At 65.5% G+C, this 13,671-nt stretch carries 27 protein-coding genes; 20 read left to right on the top strand and 7 right to left on the bottom strand.

The features are described 5' to 3' along the window. Positions 1-6: 6 nt before the first annotated feature. The 5 genes from QMX80_RS03165 to QMX80_RS03185 form a co-directional block, all read right to left on the bottom strand. Positions 7-549: an HNH endonuclease signature motif containing protein gene (locus QMX80_RS03165; protein WP_282275217.1), complete on the bottom strand. Its 543-nt coding sequence runs from the start codon at positions 547-549 to the stop codon at positions 7-9. Between the two features lie 226 nt (positions 550-775). Then, positions 776-1,231, bottom strand: coding sequence for a recombination protein NinB (locus QMX80_RS03170; RefSeq protein ID WP_282275218.1), 456 nt, complete (start codon positions 1,229-1,231; stop codon positions 776-778). After that, a complete protein-coding gene (gene dnaB, locus QMX80_RS03175; RefSeq protein WP_282275219.1) occupies positions 1,228-2,709 on the bottom strand; it encodes a replicative DNA helicase in 1,482 nt (493 codons plus the stop codon). The genes QMX80_RS03170 and dnaB overlap by 4 nt, the downstream gene beginning before the upstream one ends. Continuing rightward, complete coding sequence (locus QMX80_RS03180) at positions 2,706-3,650, bottom strand: hypothetical protein (RefSeq protein WP_282275220.1); 945 nt, start codon at positions 3,648-3,650, stop codon at positions 2,706-2,708. The genes dnaB and QMX80_RS03180 overlap by 4 nt, the downstream gene beginning before the upstream one ends. A gap of 88 nt (positions 3,651-3,738) precedes the next feature. Then, the gene (locus tag QMX80_RS03185) at positions 3,739-4,047 is read right to left on the bottom strand and encodes a hypothetical protein (protein ID WP_282275221.1); all 309 of its coding nucleotides are present in this window, start codon (positions 4,045-4,047) and stop codon (positions 3,739-3,741) included. 111 nt (positions 4,048-4,158) lie between these two features. Here QMX80_RS03185 and QMX80_RS03190 point away from each other — a divergent pair, with 111 nt between their 5' ends. Next, positions 4,159-4,329, top strand: a complete 171-nt coding sequence (locus tag QMX80_RS03190) for a hypothetical protein (protein WP_282275222.1) — start codon at positions 4,159-4,161, stop codon at positions 4,327-4,329. A gap of 10 nt (positions 4,330-4,339) precedes the next feature. Here QMX80_RS03190 and QMX80_RS03195 read toward each other — a convergent pair whose 3' ends face one another. Next, positions 4,340-4,627, bottom strand: coding sequence for a hypothetical protein (locus QMX80_RS03195; protein ID WP_282275224.1), 288 nt, complete (start codon positions 4,625-4,627; stop codon positions 4,340-4,342). Between the two features lie 306 nt (positions 4,628-4,933). Next, on the bottom strand, positions 4,934-5,140 hold the full coding sequence (locus QMX80_RS03200) for a Rha family transcriptional regulator (protein ID WP_282275225.1): 207 nt from the start codon (positions 5,138-5,140) through the stop codon (positions 4,934-4,936). 74 nt (positions 5,141-5,214) lie between these two features. Here QMX80_RS03200 and QMX80_RS03205 point away from each other — a divergent pair, with 74 nt between their 5' ends. The 19 genes from QMX80_RS03205 to QMX80_RS03295 all read left to right on the top strand — a co-directional run bounded on the left by QMX80_RS03205 (position 5,215) and on the right by QMX80_RS03295 (position 13,669). After that, a complete protein-coding gene (locus QMX80_RS03205; protein ID WP_282275227.1) occupies positions 5,215-5,652 on the top strand; it encodes a hypothetical protein in 438 nt (145 codons plus the stop codon). Then, on the top strand, positions 5,653-5,970 hold the full coding sequence (locus QMX80_RS03210; protein ID WP_282275228.1) for a hypothetical protein: 318 nt from the start codon (positions 5,653-5,655) through the stop codon (positions 5,968-5,970). A gap of 150 nt (positions 5,971-6,120) precedes the next feature. Further along, on the top strand, positions 6,121-6,450 hold the full coding sequence (locus QMX80_RS03215; RefSeq protein WP_282275229.1) for a hypothetical protein: 330 nt from the start codon (positions 6,121-6,123) through the stop codon (positions 6,448-6,450). After that, positions 6,447-6,701 (top strand): hypothetical protein, encoded by a 255-nt coding sequence (locus tag QMX80_RS03220; protein WP_282275230.1) that lies wholly within the window; start codon positions 6,447-6,449, stop codon positions 6,699-6,701. Before QMX80_RS03215 ends, QMX80_RS03220 begins: the two co-directional genes overlap by 4 nt. Beyond that, complete coding sequence (locus QMX80_RS03225; protein WP_282275231.1) at positions 6,698-6,820, top strand: hypothetical protein; 123 nt, start codon at positions 6,698-6,700, stop codon at positions 6,818-6,820. The genes QMX80_RS03220 and QMX80_RS03225 overlap by 4 nt, the downstream gene beginning before the upstream one ends. Next, on the top strand, positions 6,817-7,101 hold the full coding sequence (locus tag QMX80_RS03230) for a hypothetical protein (protein ID WP_282275232.1): 285 nt from the start codon (positions 6,817-6,819) through the stop codon (positions 7,099-7,101). Before QMX80_RS03225 ends, QMX80_RS03230 begins: the two co-directional genes overlap by 4 nt. 85 nt (positions 7,102-7,186) lie before the next feature. After that, a complete protein-coding gene (locus tag QMX80_RS03235) occupies positions 7,187-7,420 on the top strand; it encodes a hypothetical protein (RefSeq protein WP_282275233.1) in 234 nt (77 codons plus the stop codon). A 39-nt stretch (positions 7,421-7,459) separates the two neighbouring features. Beyond that, positions 7,460-7,981 carry a hypothetical protein gene (locus tag QMX80_RS03240; RefSeq protein ID WP_282275236.1) on the top strand — a complete coding sequence of 174 codons (522 nt, stop codon included), beginning with the start codon at positions 7,460-7,462 and terminating at the stop codon, positions 7,979-7,981. A gap of 188 nt (positions 7,982-8,169) precedes the next feature. After that, on the top strand, positions 8,170-8,457 hold the full coding sequence (locus QMX80_RS03245) for a hypothetical protein (RefSeq protein WP_282275237.1): 288 nt from the start codon (positions 8,170-8,172) through the stop codon (positions 8,455-8,457). A 235-nt stretch (positions 8,458-8,692) separates the two neighbouring features. Then, positions 8,693-9,433 carry an ERF family protein gene (locus QMX80_RS03250; RefSeq protein WP_282275238.1) on the top strand — a complete coding sequence of 247 codons (741 nt, stop codon included), beginning with the start codon at positions 8,693-8,695 and terminating at the stop codon, positions 9,431-9,433. Positions 9,434-9,436: 3 nt separating this feature from the next. After that, entirely contained in the window at positions 9,437-10,048 is a 612-nt protein-coding gene (locus QMX80_RS03255; RefSeq protein ID WP_282275239.1) for a lambda exonuclease family protein, read from the top strand. Next, positions 10,048-10,275 (top strand): hypothetical protein, encoded by a 228-nt coding sequence (locus QMX80_RS03260; protein ID WP_282275240.1) that lies wholly within the window; start codon positions 10,048-10,050, stop codon positions 10,273-10,275. The genes QMX80_RS03255 and QMX80_RS03260 overlap by 1 nt, the downstream gene beginning before the upstream one ends. After that, complete coding sequence (locus QMX80_RS03265; RefSeq protein WP_282275241.1) at positions 10,272-10,529, top strand: hypothetical protein; 258 nt, start codon at positions 10,272-10,274, stop codon at positions 10,527-10,529. The genes QMX80_RS03260 and QMX80_RS03265 overlap by 4 nt, the downstream gene beginning before the upstream one ends. Then, positions 10,526-11,311: a hypothetical protein gene (locus QMX80_RS03270; RefSeq protein WP_282275242.1), complete on the top strand. Its 786-nt coding sequence runs from the start codon at positions 10,526-10,528 to the stop codon at positions 11,309-11,311. Before QMX80_RS03265 ends, QMX80_RS03270 begins: the two co-directional genes overlap by 4 nt. Beyond that, on the top strand, positions 11,308-11,580 hold the full coding sequence (locus tag QMX80_RS03275; RefSeq protein ID WP_282275243.1) for a hypothetical protein: 273 nt from the start codon (positions 11,308-11,310) through the stop codon (positions 11,578-11,580). The genes QMX80_RS03270 and QMX80_RS03275 overlap by 4 nt, the downstream gene beginning before the upstream one ends. Then, on the top strand, positions 11,567-11,779 hold the full coding sequence (locus QMX80_RS03280) for a hypothetical protein (RefSeq protein ID WP_282275244.1): 213 nt from the start codon (positions 11,567-11,569) through the stop codon (positions 11,777-11,779). Before QMX80_RS03275 ends, QMX80_RS03280 begins: the two co-directional genes overlap by 14 nt. Then, a complete protein-coding gene (locus QMX80_RS03285) occupies positions 11,772-12,065 on the top strand; it encodes a hypothetical protein (protein WP_282275245.1) in 294 nt (97 codons plus the stop codon). Before QMX80_RS03280 ends, QMX80_RS03285 begins: the two co-directional genes overlap by 8 nt. Further along, entirely contained in the window at positions 12,058-12,534 is a 477-nt protein-coding gene (locus tag QMX80_RS03290; RefSeq protein ID WP_282275246.1) for an XF1762 family protein, read from the top strand. The genes QMX80_RS03285 and QMX80_RS03290 overlap by 8 nt, the downstream gene beginning before the upstream one ends. Continuing rightward, positions 12,527-13,669 carry a site-specific DNA-methyltransferase gene (locus QMX80_RS03295; protein WP_282275248.1) on the top strand — a complete coding sequence of 381 codons (1,143 nt, stop codon included), beginning with the start codon at positions 12,527-12,529 and terminating at the stop codon, positions 13,667-13,669. Before QMX80_RS03290 ends, QMX80_RS03295 begins: the two co-directional genes overlap by 8 nt. The last annotated feature ends 2 nt before the right edge of the window (positions 13,670-13,671 follow it).

The raw sequence follows: 13,671 nt of genomic DNA on the forward strand, positions 1-13,671 counted from the left end.
CGCGCTTCATGGTTGATCCCTCCACGTCTTACGCCGTGCAATGCAGGTAATTCCCGTATCGCTCATTCCGTACTTCGCCTGGAGGCGCTTCATCGCCCCGTCAGGGAGCCGCCCTGAGACCCTAAGCGCCGCGTACTCTTGCCGAAGCTCTGCAACGCGCTCCGCCGTCAGCTTCGACATGTGGTGGTCCGCGCCACTGGGGTTCTTGGCCATGCCCATCCGATGGCAATGCTTCATGTTTTCCGAGCGGGTCACGTACTCCAGGTTGTCCCGCCTGTTGTTCGTCTTGATTCCATCCTTGTGGTTCACCTCAGTCCCAGCCGGCTTTGGGCCCAGGAAAGCGGCAGCCACGAGAAGGTGGACACAAACAGATCGGCCGCCGCACCGCACACGGAGGTAGCCGCGCCCGTTGTCAGACGGTTTGAGCCGATGAAGCCGTCCCCTCCACCGATTTCCCGGGTGATCGGAGTACACGTCACCGGCGACCGTGACGTACGTGTGGGCCACTTCGGGAACGGCAACGCACCCGATCTCGCGGATCGCGTCCATACGCTGCTGCTGGGCGCGTGTTGGCGTGCTGGTGGAGCGGCCGCGGCGCATCAGTGGGTGCTCCTGCGGATACCACGCCGATTGGCCTCCTGAGAGAACACCACCGCTGCCGCAAGACAAGCCTCATGCCACTCAGAGTTCGGTACCGTGGCGACTGCATCGGCCAAGTCAGCAGCCGCAGTGTCGAGCCAGGTCAGTAGCTCTTGGTCGGTCAATGCTTGGACGTTCATGCCACCCTCCGCGGCTGCTCGCCGTAGTCCCGATACCGCGGCTCGTTGAGCCGCACGCCGTTCTCCACGGCCCAGGCCTGCGCGAAGGTGATCAGGTCCGCCATGTCGCCCACGGACATCGTCCGGGTCTGCACGGCCAAGTTCACCACGCTGACGCCGTCCAGCGACGGCACGATGTCGCCCTGCTGCCGGCTCTCGGTGCGCGCCCAGGCATCGACCAGCAGGCGCTTCCAGCCTTCCTTGTCGATCCAGCGGCCGGCCCACTGCCGCTGCTGGGCGATGTCCTCGCAGATGGCATGGAGCATCGCGTTCTGCTCCAGGCTGCGGGTCGACTTGCATTCCTTGACCTCGATGCGGACGGCCTTTCCAAGTTCGAGGAACTGGCAGGCGAAGCGCCACGCAGCAGCCATGCGGTCCCGGGCGTTCTCGGCCCGGAGGATGAAGGTGGTCATGCGTCAGCTCCCGAAGCCAGGTCCTTGCCGCTCCGGCGCCGGTCGCGCGGCACGTCGAAGCCGTCATCGTCGTCATCCCTGCCGCGGGACACCGCGCGGGGTGTGTAGTCCGGCCGGTCGCCGAAGTAGTTCTCGAACCGGCTGCATTCGAGCTGGTGGCGCAGGTAGGCGGTGCCCGTCTCGCCCTGGCGGTTCTTGACCAGGATGAACTCCGACACGCCCGGCGCCCCACAGGCGTCCTTGGTGTAGTAGTCGTCTCGGAACAGCATCGCGATCACGTCCGCGTCCTGCTCGATGGCGCCCGATTCGCGCAGGTCGGCCATCACCGGGCGTTTGTCGGTGCGCGTCTCTACGCTGCGGTTGAGCTGCGACAGCGCGATCACCGGGCACTGCAGATTCTTGGCAAGCTGTTTCAGGGCCCGCGAGATGTATGACACCTCTTCCGTCCGGTTGCCGGCCTTGGCCGGACCCGACACCAGCTGCAGGTAGTCCAGTGCGATCAGGCCCAGGCCACCCTTGACCTTGGCGTGCATGCGCGAGGCGCGCGCCACGAGCGCGTCCACCGGCAGCGATCCGCAGTCGTCAATGGCCAGCGGCAAGCCCTGCAGGTGGTTCCGTGCCACCGCCAGCTTGTGCCAGTCGTCGCTGGTCAGTTCGCCCTTGACCCGCATGCGGGACAGCGGCACCCCGGAGTGCATGCTCATCAGCCTGGCCAGCAGCTGCCGGCGGCTCATCTCCAGACTGAAGACCGCCACTGCCTTGCCCTGCTCCGCCGCGGTGTAGCACCACTCCAGCATGTTCGCGGTCTTGCCCATCGACGGCCGCGCGGCGAGGACCATCAGGTCCGTGGCCTCCAGGCCCGGGAGCTTCTGCGCCACGTTCTTCCACGGCGGCACCAGGCCCAGCTCGGCGGTGCCGTTGTAGCGGGCCTCCATTTCCTCCCACATGCCCTGCATGTCGCCGCGCAGCAGCATCAGCCCGCCGGTGCCGCTGGACTGCACGGTCAGGTTGGCGAACTTCGCAGCCGCGCCAGAAACCACCGCATCAGCGTCGGCGTCGTGCGCATCGTAGGCTCCGTCGACCACTTCCGTACCGGCCTCGATCACGCCCCGCAGCAGCGCCTTGTTCCGCACGACTTCGGCATAGGCCCGGATGTTCGCCGCCGACGGCGTGGTGTTGGCCAGCTCGATCAGGTAGGCGCCGTCGCCGACCAATTCCAGCTTCCCAGCGTTCTCGAACCAGTTCATCAGCAGCACGGTGTCGAACGGCTTCTCGCGGTCGGCCAGGTCGCAGATGGACTCGAAGATCAGCCGATGGTCGCCGCGGTAGAAGTCGGACGGCTTCAGCAGGTCGCGCACCTCGCGCAAGGATTCGGGCACCAGCATCAGGCCGCCCAGCACCGCCTGCTCGGCCTCGACCGAATGCGGCGGCACGCGCAGACCCGCTCCGTCTTCGAGGTAGGAAGGCAGGGCGTTCATGCGGCCTGCTCCTGCTCGCGCGCGAGCTCTGCATCACGCTCACGGGCCAACTGCACGCCCGCCGTCGTCAGCTCGCAGGAACCGGCATCCGGGAACCACCAGAGCTTGAACCAGTTCCGGCGCACGGCGTCCCGGAAGTGGGCCCGCCAGTCCTTCTGCATCCGGCCGCTGTCCTTGTGCCGGCCGGCGAACTCGCGCCAGGCCAGGTGCAGGTAGTCCTTCGGGATACCCGTGTCTTTGGCGAACGTGAAGATCGGGTCGGTCTTCGGGATCGCGGATTCACCCGCTGCCTGGCAGGCGTCGATGAAGCCCGCGAAGGTGACCTTCTCCCGCTTCTTCCGCCCAGGCTTCGCCACCTCGGCGGCAGCCGGGGGGGTATGGGGGGGCTTTTCTGCTTTTGGAGACGGAGACGGAGACGGAGACGGAGACGGAGACGGAGCATTGCTAGAAGCTGCTGGGCGCATTGCTGTGTCCGTGCTATCTGCATTGCTAGCAGCATCGGATTTCTTGCTAGTAGCATCCGATTCCGAGTTCGCAGCACGAATCCGTGCATATTCTGGAACTTGGCGGTCAGCCTCAGATTCACCGTGGTGACGCTTCACCGCGTTCCATTTCGCCTTCAGTGAACGCAGATCCGACCCTGCCGACCACGGTTGGTGATCAGCCCAGTCGTGCAACTTGTAGGCCCCTTCCTCGCCATCCAGGAAGCCGACAGACGCCAGCTCACGGACGAAAGCATCGTTCTCGCCGGTCCAATCAGCGGCCAGCTCGATGTCCTCGGCCGACATGCCTGCCAGGTCGCCATCGGGCCGGTTCGCGCGGGCCCACAGGATCAGGCACACCAGCGACCAGCCAGCAGAAGCGTCCAGACGGCGGATCAGCTTCTTCGTCTTAGGGTGGCCCGGCAGGCCGACGCTTAGACGCGCATCGGTGCTCATCATGCACCCCGCAGCAGCTGCAGGCAGCCGGCGATGTGCCAGCGCTGCTGGACCAGCCAGATGGCCCTTTCCAGCGGATCGGTCATGTACTTCATGCGGCCGTCCTCATCAGTGCGGCCAGGCGCTGCACGTCGCTGACGCCGTCCAGGGCGCGCTGCAGGTCCATGTACTGGCGCAGGAGGTTGGTGCCAGTGGCGGCGCACAGTGGGCCGATCAGGCGGTGCGGGATCGGCGCGGAGCCGGTCTGCATCCGGGACACGTAGCTGCGGCTACGGCCAATGCAGGCGGCCACGTAGTCCAGCTTGTGCCCACCGGCAGCGATGGATACCGCCAGCGCCTGGGCCTCGCTTTCAATCTGCCGAACGACCTTGGCCGGGGCATCGGCCGGTGCCTTGTGCATCCCGAACGCGAGCGGCAAAGGCCTTTGGTTGCAGGAGGTTTCATGAAGTTTCATAGCGTTTAACTCCGCCTCGGGGCGAAATAAAGGCCCAGCCCCGAAGGACCGAGCCGCGTGGATTCAGTGGAGAAGTGCCAGCAGAACGTCGTAGTGCTGCAGCGCATGTGCGGCCGGCTCTACGCCATCAGCCGCCGCGGTGATCGGGTGTCCGTGCGCTTCATCCCGAAGCGCGAACGGCAGCGCCCCTCCCGGCCTGGCGTGGTCGTGCCGTTCCCGGGGCGCTGAGGTGGCCATGTCAGGCCGCGGCCTCGCCCTTCTCGGGCGCAAAGGAGGATCCCCCCTCGCGGTAGGATGCGATTTCCACACCACTACCCACCAACGAGGGGGAATCCATGAGCAATTGCCCGCACTGCAAAAAGCCGTTCAGCACTGCTGTGATTGGCCCCGTAAAGGCAAAGGCGCCGGGAAGCACCAAGACTTTCAATGCGGTCTCGTACAACTGCCCCAACGCGGGTTGCGGCATGTCTCTGGGCGTCGAAATCGACCCCGTCGCGCTGAAGCACGACATCGTGCAGGAGGTCATTGCTGGCCTCCGAGGTCGCTGACGCTGGTCGCGGTACGGCACCCGCAGACTGCTGCGGGGCCGTCATTCGCACAGGTGGCGGCGTGCTCCGTGGCGGCCGAAGGACCTTCGCTCCCCGCCTCCTGCCCAAATACAGCCTGCTGTAGCTCTCGCTGTGCAGCTTCTGCAACTTGGGCAAAGACCAAGGCTCCGCGAACGGTTGATCCCTTCTCTCCGTGCAGCGTCACATCGGCAGAAGTTGGAGCTCCGTCCGCGCCCACGACTACATCAAGGGCAATCCATCCAAGGCGGACGGTTTTGCTTTCGTCAGGCTGCATCGGACACCTCCCCCTGCGGCTTGGCTTCAGGGGCCGGGCCGAAGACGTCGGGGCGGGCCAGCTTCAAGAACTGGAGCCGCGCGTCAGGGATCTCGTTGTTCCGCCGCCACTCGCTGACCGAAGGCGGCTTTACGTTGCAGAGGCGCGCCACCGCGAAGGTGCCGCCGAGAGCATCGATGATCTGGTTGGCGTTCATAGGGGGCCATTGTTAGGCTTTCCTACCAGATACGCAATAGGCATACCTACCGCTCATCGGAATAGGCTTGCCTAATGGAAGACTGGGCACAACGAATCACCGAGATCATGGCGGTGCGGCGCACCACCGCCGCGGATATCGCGCGTGCTTGCAAGATCAAGCCAGGGTCCGTCAGCGGCTGGTTCGGCGGCGGCAAAGCGACAAAGATGATCTCTGGCGACAATTTGGTCGCTACCGCAAAGCATCTTGGGACGACGGCCGAGTTCATCATGACCGGCGCCCCTCCTCCCCCGGCTCAATCTCAGGTTGAGCGATTGGACTCAGACAAACTCGCGATTGTGCTGGCAGTAGTAGAAGGCGCTATCGCGGACAGTAGGAAACGTGTCCCGCGAGAGATCAAGGCGCGCATGATCAAGCGCGTCTACGAGGGCCAGCACCAACTGTCTGCTGAAACAGCTCCCGCTGTGCAGCAGGCCTTGGCAGCTGTTCTCGAATCTCTTGCGGAGGATTGAATGGACCCATTGGAATTGCTGCGGGAAGAACTGGCGGTGATGCTTGCCGACAGCCCACTCCCTCCTGCGGAACCTCCCGACCTAGCGTTCCCGCCAGTCGATGTGTCGCCCAGGGCAAAGAGGGCTCGGGCCATTCTGAGAATCGCGGACATGTACGGATGGCACTCCGCGATTACCCACTTCCTTGATTTGAAAGGGAAGTCGTATCTGTCCGATCTCACGATGCCACAGCTTGACGACCTGCTGGATCGGATGAACCGCTACGTGGACGCCGCCGAAACAGGCTGCAGCTTGCCGGACGCCTTAGCGGCGTATTGACCCCTATGACAGCACCTCCATGCCCAGCATCACGCTGGGCATGTGGATAACTACCGTTCGTCGGGAAAGTTAGGGATGCCTATTGCATCAAATGGTAGGAATGCCTAATCTTACCTCGAACCGGCCCACCCGGGCCGAACGGGGTCAGACATGGAACTCCAGCACCACACGATGAGCCGGTCCGCCCAGCGGGCCTATGACGACCAGGGGCCGCCGGAGCGCGAGGAACTGGACGACGTGGCGCTGGCTGCGCTCCAGGCGCTGCCGGTGATGCTGGAGGAAACCTTCGGCGATCAGCGCGCCCCGTGGTTCGCCAAGGCGGCCCGGCTGCTGGATGCCGGCGACGACCTCGCGTTCGCTGCGCTGTGCCGGAAGGCCCGGAACGAGTACGTCATGGGGTCCATCGAGGATTTGATCGAGGACGACGGTCTGACCGGCGCCGAGGCCATGGCTCAGATGCTGCGGAGGGCTGCGGCATGAGCGCGCACAAGCACACGCCGGCTGATCGTGATCCGCAGCAGCAACCCATGCCGGGTGATGTCCTTCAAGTGATTCCGCCGTTCGGCGGGGATTTGCCCAAGCCAATGACGGTTCTTGCTGTGACCGATACGTCAGTCACCTGGACTCGCCCCGGCTTGGGCGAGATGACGACCTCACTGAAGATTTGGCGGACTACCCGCAGTTCAGGCGGAATTCGTCGGATTGTGTTCGCCACGGGAGAGCCGGCATGAGCATCGAGCAGGCCGTCCACGCAGCGGCGAAGCAGACCGCGCGCGACATGATCGTGATTGCTGTGCTGGCGTTCCTCGCTGGCGCTGGGTTCGCGCTGATGCTGGGAGCGCTGGCATGAGCAGGCACGCAGACAGGCGCAGTTTCGACTACTGCAAGGAAACCTGCCCCGAGGTCAGCCGCGTGGTCGGTGACTTTCTCGACGGAGAGTTCGACAAGTTCATCGAGAAGGTGAAGGAGGTCTCGTCGTACAAGATGCGCCTAGCATTGACCGATGCCTGTTCGGACCTGATTGCCGCCGAGTCTGAGATTGCGGACTTGAAGCGCCAGATCGAACAGAAGGACAACGAGATCGATGACCTGCGCCGACAGGTCCGCGACCTTGAACGGGAGGCCGCATGAAGCGCCTCGCCTGGTCCGTCCTCGGCTACTCGGCAATGACCGCGATGTATCTGCTGGCGCTGTGGTGCGCAGTGCAGGCGCAGCCGTGATCCGCCTCGCCCTGTACACCGCGGCGCTGGTGTTCTTCGCCGACATGCTGCGCCGCGCGGTGATCGTGCGCGCCGACTCCTTCGTGCTGCCGCTGGCCCTTCTGTGCCTCTGGCTGCTGGTGCTGATCGTCCGCGCCTACCGCCGCGAGCATCGCCGGCTCACCCGCCGCCGCACCGACTTCGTCCGCCTGCGCAGCTTCCCCGCCCAGCGCAAGCGCGACACCCGCTGATCCCCGCCGGCGCGACCGGCCTTCCCCGAGGCAATACCCATGTTCCAACTGGAAAAGCACGACTCGGCCATCGCCAACGTCAACCAGCGCGTCGAGCGCCATGGTAAGGAACGCGAGTTGGCCGCCGACATCAAGTTCACCACCAACGCGGGCAACGTGCTGCTGGACAGCATCGAGAAGGGGCTGAAGGAAGCCCTTTTCCGCAAGCCCGGCAAAGGCGAGCAGCAGGATCTGCCGATCGGCGACACGCCGTTGTCGGCTGTGAAGTTCCCCAGCCTGGAGCCGCTGAAGCTGGCTCACGAGTTCCTCGGCTACGAGCTGCAGATCGACGGCCTGCTGGAAGGCGTGGAGCCCATCGTCCTGGTCGACGTCAAGCTGAAGCGCTTCGTGATCGAGCCCAAGGAAGGCGGCAGCGTCGGCCTGTTGTTCACCGCGTCGGCCAACGTCACGCCCGACGAGCTGGCCGAGTTGTCCGAGGCACTGATCCGCGAAGACGTGCTGCTGACCCTGACCCCGCCGAAGGCTGCTGCCCAGCAGCCCGATCTGGCCAACGCCGCCTGACCGACCACGGAGAGGAATGCGCAGGCTGATGCGCAGCTACGGTCCGTCCAACTTGCGCGGCCAGCACATTTCGAGGCGCGCCACTGCCGATACCCAGCGCGGATCGGTAAGGAACAAGCAAGCACTTTGGACAAGCCGGAGATCAGCGCCGGCCCTCTCCACCCATTCCAACCAGCAGAGGTAACGCAATGAACGGACAAATTATTGGCGCTTCAAGCGAGTGCAAGCCCTCCAGTGAAGTAGAGGTGCAGCTCAGCAACCAGCAAAGGGGGATCGATCAGCTGCATGAGGGCATTTCCATTCTCGAGCGCCGCCTCGCAATCGTACTGCGCCCAAGCCCGCCCACTGGAACCGAAGGCTACGGGGATGCGGCTGCAACGTCATCTCCGCTTTGCTCCGCAATCGATAGCAGGACCGATCAGATCCGCTCCGCACAGCGCCGCATCGAAAGCTTGATCGACTGCCTGACGACCTGATCCCCCTGCCCTGCGCACTCCCCAGCGCAGGGCGCAACGCGGCAACTGGCCTCCCCTCCAGTTCCGCACCCGCGCCGGCCGGGCAATGCCGGCACCTGATACCCCGCGAGAGCGAGCAACGCCGGCCTTGGACTGAAGGTGCTGATCGGAGGCGGCAATCCTCCGGCACCAGCCGGCAGGTGATTGTGCCGGCACCTCATACCCACCGCGCCGGCACCGCCGGCAGGAGCTATCGATGAACGCTGTAGTCGCAGCCGCACCCGACAACTACCCGCAGCCCCGGAACGAGGGCGCGACCATCCTTTCCGTCATCTCGCGCGCAGCGGCCGACCCGAACTGCGACATCGAGAAGATGGAGCGCCTGATGCAGATGCACGAGCGCATCCAGGAGCGTCAGGCCGCCGCCGACTTCGCGGCAGACCTGGCCGAGATGCAGGACGCGCTGCCCAGCATTGGCGAGCGCGGCAAAGCCGCAGGGCGCTACACATACGCCCTGTGGGAGGACATCAACACGGCGATCAAGCCGATCCTGAAGCGATTCGGCTTTGCGTTGTCTTTCCGAACCGACTTTGCCGATGGGATCGCGGTCACCGGCGTGCTGTCCCACAAGAGCGGCCACCGGGAAGAAACCACGATCAAGCTGCCGGCCGACCCCAGCGGCAACAAGAACGCAGTGCAGGCGGTTGCCTCCAGCGTCAGCTACGGCAAGCGCTATGCAGCCGGCGCCCTGCTCAACCTCACCAGCCACGGCGAGGATGACGATGCCTTCGCCACCGCCGAAACGGAGGAGAAGCGCGCCGAGCGCGAGAAGGCAAGGAAGTGGGTAGAGGTCGCTGATGGGGTAAAGGCGCACGACGTCTACAAAGCGAAGAAGGCAGAGGTCTTGGCCGACTACGGCGGCAATGCCTCGAACCTTCCGCCAAGCGTTCGCGCTGCCTTCAACCGTGCATTCAACGCCACCAGGCCGAAGGACTGACCCATGCGCATCATCGACGTTGAGCAGGGTTCACCCGAGTGGTACGTCGCCCGCCTGGGCGTTCCCACCGCCAGCGAGTTCGGCAGCATCATCACCCCGAAGCGCGGCGAGTACGCCACGGCGGCCGACACGTACATCAACCAGCTGATCGACGAGCTGATGCGCCCGGAGGCTGCCGAATCGTTCGGCGGCAACCGGCACACATTGCGCGGCAAGGAACTGGAGCCGGACGCCCGCGAGTACTACGCCTTTGAACAGGACGTCGTGCCGCAGCAGGTCGGCTTCATCCTCAACGACGCCGGCACGCTCGGCTGCAGCCCGGACAGCCTGATCTGTACCGACGGCGGCCTGGAGATCAAGTGCCCGGACGGTCCGACCCACGTGAAATGGGTCCGTGCCGGCGGCATCCCCGATGAACACAAGCCGCAGGTGCACGGCAGCCTGATCATCACCGGCCGCGCCTGGTGGGACTTCCTGTCCTACTGCCCCGGCTACGAGCCGCTGCTGGTGCGCGTCACGCCCGATGGCTTCACCGAGAAGCTGCAGGGCCACCTTGACCGGTTCCTGCGTGAGTACCACGCCGCGCGTGCCCGGTTTCTAACGGAGGCCGCCTGATGGCCACGGTCACCTTTAGCCCCGAAGAGAGCCGCGCCGGATCGCGCCGCGGCGGCGCCGCCCGGGCGGCGCTGTACGCGCATGTCGTGGAGGGCAAGCTCTGCACGACCGCCCAGATTGCGCGCCGGCTGGGGATCTCCCCAGACGCCGCATACCAGCGGATCAAGAAGCGCCCGCACCCGCTGACGTGGGACTCCCTAGCCAGCAAATGGAGGAAGGCAGCATGAGTCGCCACTTCACCCGCCGCGCCCCTAAGCGCAACGAAGGCCTCAGCTGGGGCCGCTTCCCAACTGACGACGGATCCGCGGTGACCTACCGCCTGTTCCGGCGCGACCACACCGGCCGCCTGCACTTCGAGGCCCGGACCTTCCTGTCGTCCGACAGCCCCCTCTACATCGCCAGCCACCTCCGCCGGATCAAGCGTGAACTGCGCGACCGCGTGGACGCCATCGACCTGGCCGCCATGGAGCAAGCAGCATGACCACCGAACACAACGAGCAGCATTCCGACCATTCCGAGCAGTCCCTCGAAATGGTCAAGCCCGCCGCAGCGCAGGAGGCGGGCCAGCGGTTGAGCGAGCTGCTGTGCAGCCTTGCGGAGAGCGGCCAGGTCACGCTCGACCCGTTCGACTCCAACAGCATCGACGCCATCGTCGCGGCCGTGCTGGGTGCCGCCCCCGTCACCGCAGCGCCGGCCAACGACCTGCACCAGCATCTGCTCCACATGCTGGGCGCGAAGGATCATGAGGACGCCGGCCGAATCATCGGCGAGCTGCACGCAGCAGCCTTGCGCACCCCCGCAGCGCCGGGGATCGACCTTGCCGAAGCGCATCAGCTGGCATTCGAGATCGGAGGGGATGACGAAGGCGGTTATCAGTTCACGCCGGAAGAGTTGGAGCAGTTCGTAACGCGACTGATCGACGCCAGCCCCAAGGGCGACGCCACCGAGTCCCACTACCGTGCGGCACTGGAGCAGATCGCTACTCAAGGCCCGCACTACGGTCCGGACGGCACACGCGAGACGTGGAAGCACTGGTCCGACATGGCACGCGATGCCCTGATCGCCGCTAGCCCCAAGGGCGGCAGTGCGGCAACCGAGCTTCTTTCAGCAGCAAAGGATTTTTACAACGGAACGGTAGCCGACCCCGCCGTGCGTATTAGCTGTAGCACGAAAGAACGCCGGGATCGCGTCAAGGCTATCGGCGAAAGGCTGCGCGATGCACTGAAGGCGGCGCAGGCCAGCGATGCGGAGGTGCGGCCGTGAGCGAACACATCACAGAGACACCGGACGGCCTGCGCTTTGTGCGCGGTAAGGGCGGCACGAAAATCCACCTTCTTCCCAAGAACACCATGCGCTCCCTTTGCGGATACGAGCCGAAGGGCCAGGCTTCCCGCCACATGACCAACCGGTCGGGCTACTGGCTGGTCCGCATCGACCAGGTTCACAGGCCCGCATGGTGCGAGAAGTGCCAACAGAACCGGCCAGAGCAGGCCAACAGCCACGGCGCGGGGGTGTCGGATGACCAGCATTAACCGGCTGTTCGTAGCAGCTCAGTTGGGCGTGGCACTTGCCCATGTTGCTGCTCGCACATCGGCCCGCGAGCAGCACACCCAGCGAGTAACCATCAGCGAATCCGCAATGGACAAGATCAGCTTCAGCCGCATCGAGCGAGATCCGAAGCCCTACGGCAAGAACGCACGCCGCCAGCTACGGGGAGGACGCCATGATTGATGACCAGCAGCGCGCCAGGGAGTTGCTGGCTGACTCATACGAGAAGCTGGGCGAGTTCACCTGCGCGGCCATTACCCGTAGCGGACGACACGAGCACCGCGCAGCCCTTGAAGCAATCGCCGCCGCCCTGCGCGCCACGCCGGAGGGGTTCGTGATGGTGCCGGTGGAGCCGACGGAGGAAATGAACCGCGCCGGGGCCGTCCATGTCAGCAACCCATACGGACTCGCGCGCGACGTGTGGTCCGCCATGCTCGCCGCCCGCCCGCAGGGGGTGAAGGATGCTTGAACTTCGCCCGATCACCCGCGATGAGGCGCACGCCTACATCCGCCAGAACCACCGGCATCATGGCGCGCCCGTCGGCGAGTTGTGGCGGCACGCGGTGCACAACGATGCCGGCGTCATCGTCGGCGTGGCGTGCATCGGCCGTCCGGTCGCCCGCGCCCTGGACGATGGCCTGACATGCGAGGTCACACGCCTGTGCACCGACGGCACCCCGAACGCATGCAGCATGCTCTACGCGGCCAGCAAGCGCGCGGCCGAGGCCAAGGGCTACCGCCGGGGGATCACCTACATCCTCGCCAGCGAGAGCGGCGCCAGCCTGCGCGCGGCCGGATGGGCGAAGCTGTGGGACGTGCGCGGCAGGTCGTGGAACTGCCCGGGCCGCCCGCGTACCGACAAGCACCCGACCGACGACAAGGCCGCATGGGGTTGGGGCGCGTGGCCGGCCAGCCCGCAGGAGGCGAGCGATGCGTGACCGCTTCGAGCTTCACCTCGGCGACTGCCTGGACGTGCTGCGCGGCATGGGCGACAACAGCGTGGACAGCATTGTCACCGACCCGCCGTATGGCCTGAGGTTCATGGGCAAGCGCTGGGACTACGACGTGCCGAGCGTGGAAATCTGGGCGGCATGCCTGCGCGTGCTGAAACCCGGCGGCCATCTACTGGCCTTCGCCGGGACCCGCACCCAGCACCGCATGGCCGCGCGCATCGAGGACGCTGGTTTCGAGATCCGCGACATGATCGCTTGGGTGTACGGTTCGGGCTTCCCGAAGTCGCACAACGGACCTTGGGGTGGAACTGCGCTCAAGCCGGCGCTGGAGCCTATCACGATGGCCCGCAAGCCGCTGACCGGGACCGTCGAGGCGAACTGGAGCGATTTCGGTACCGGGGCGCTGAACATCGATGGCTGCCGAGTGCACGCCCATGACTCGCAGGGCTACGCCTACACCGTGCAGCGCATGGCGCCGGGCGCGGACCAGAACCGGACCGGCAAAACCCATCAGGAAAGCATCGAGTTCAAGGGGCAGACGAAGGACGATCGCTGGCCGGCTAACCTGATCCACGACGGCAGCGATGAAGTGCTGGCTGCGTTCCCGGACGCGAAGGGACAGCAGGGCAACTTGAAGGAAACCGGCCGCGCGCCCATCGTCCGGCCGGTTCGGCGATATGGCACCGCCGCAAGGGTCGAGTCCGACACCAGCGCCGCGCGGTTCTTCTACTGCGCCAAGGCCAGCCGTGCCGACCGGAACGCAGGGCTTGTGCACGGCGGCGGTCCCGCAGTCTCCACGGGCGCCACGATGCGCGACGTCGAAAACGCCGACTGGGCCCAACGGAACGGCAACCACCACCCCACGGTCAAGCCGACCGAGCTGATGCGCTACCTGTGCCGGCTGGTGACGCCGCCCAGCGGCTTGGTGCTGGACCCGTTCATGGGATCGGGATCGACTGGCAAGGCCGCAATGCTCGAAGGCTTCCACTTCGTCGGCATAGAGCGCGATGCGGAGTACGTCGAGATTGCCCGCGCGCGCATCACCCATGCCCAGGCCCAGCGCGCCGAACTCGACGCGGCCCCAAAGCAGCAGAGCCTGCCCATCGGAGACGCAGCATGACC

Source organism: Stenotrophomonas sp. PS02297, from assembly GCF_029959705.1.
GTDB classification, from domain to species: Bacteria; Pseudomonadota; Gammaproteobacteria; order Xanthomonadales; family Xanthomonadaceae; genus Stenotrophomonas; species Stenotrophomonas nitritireducens.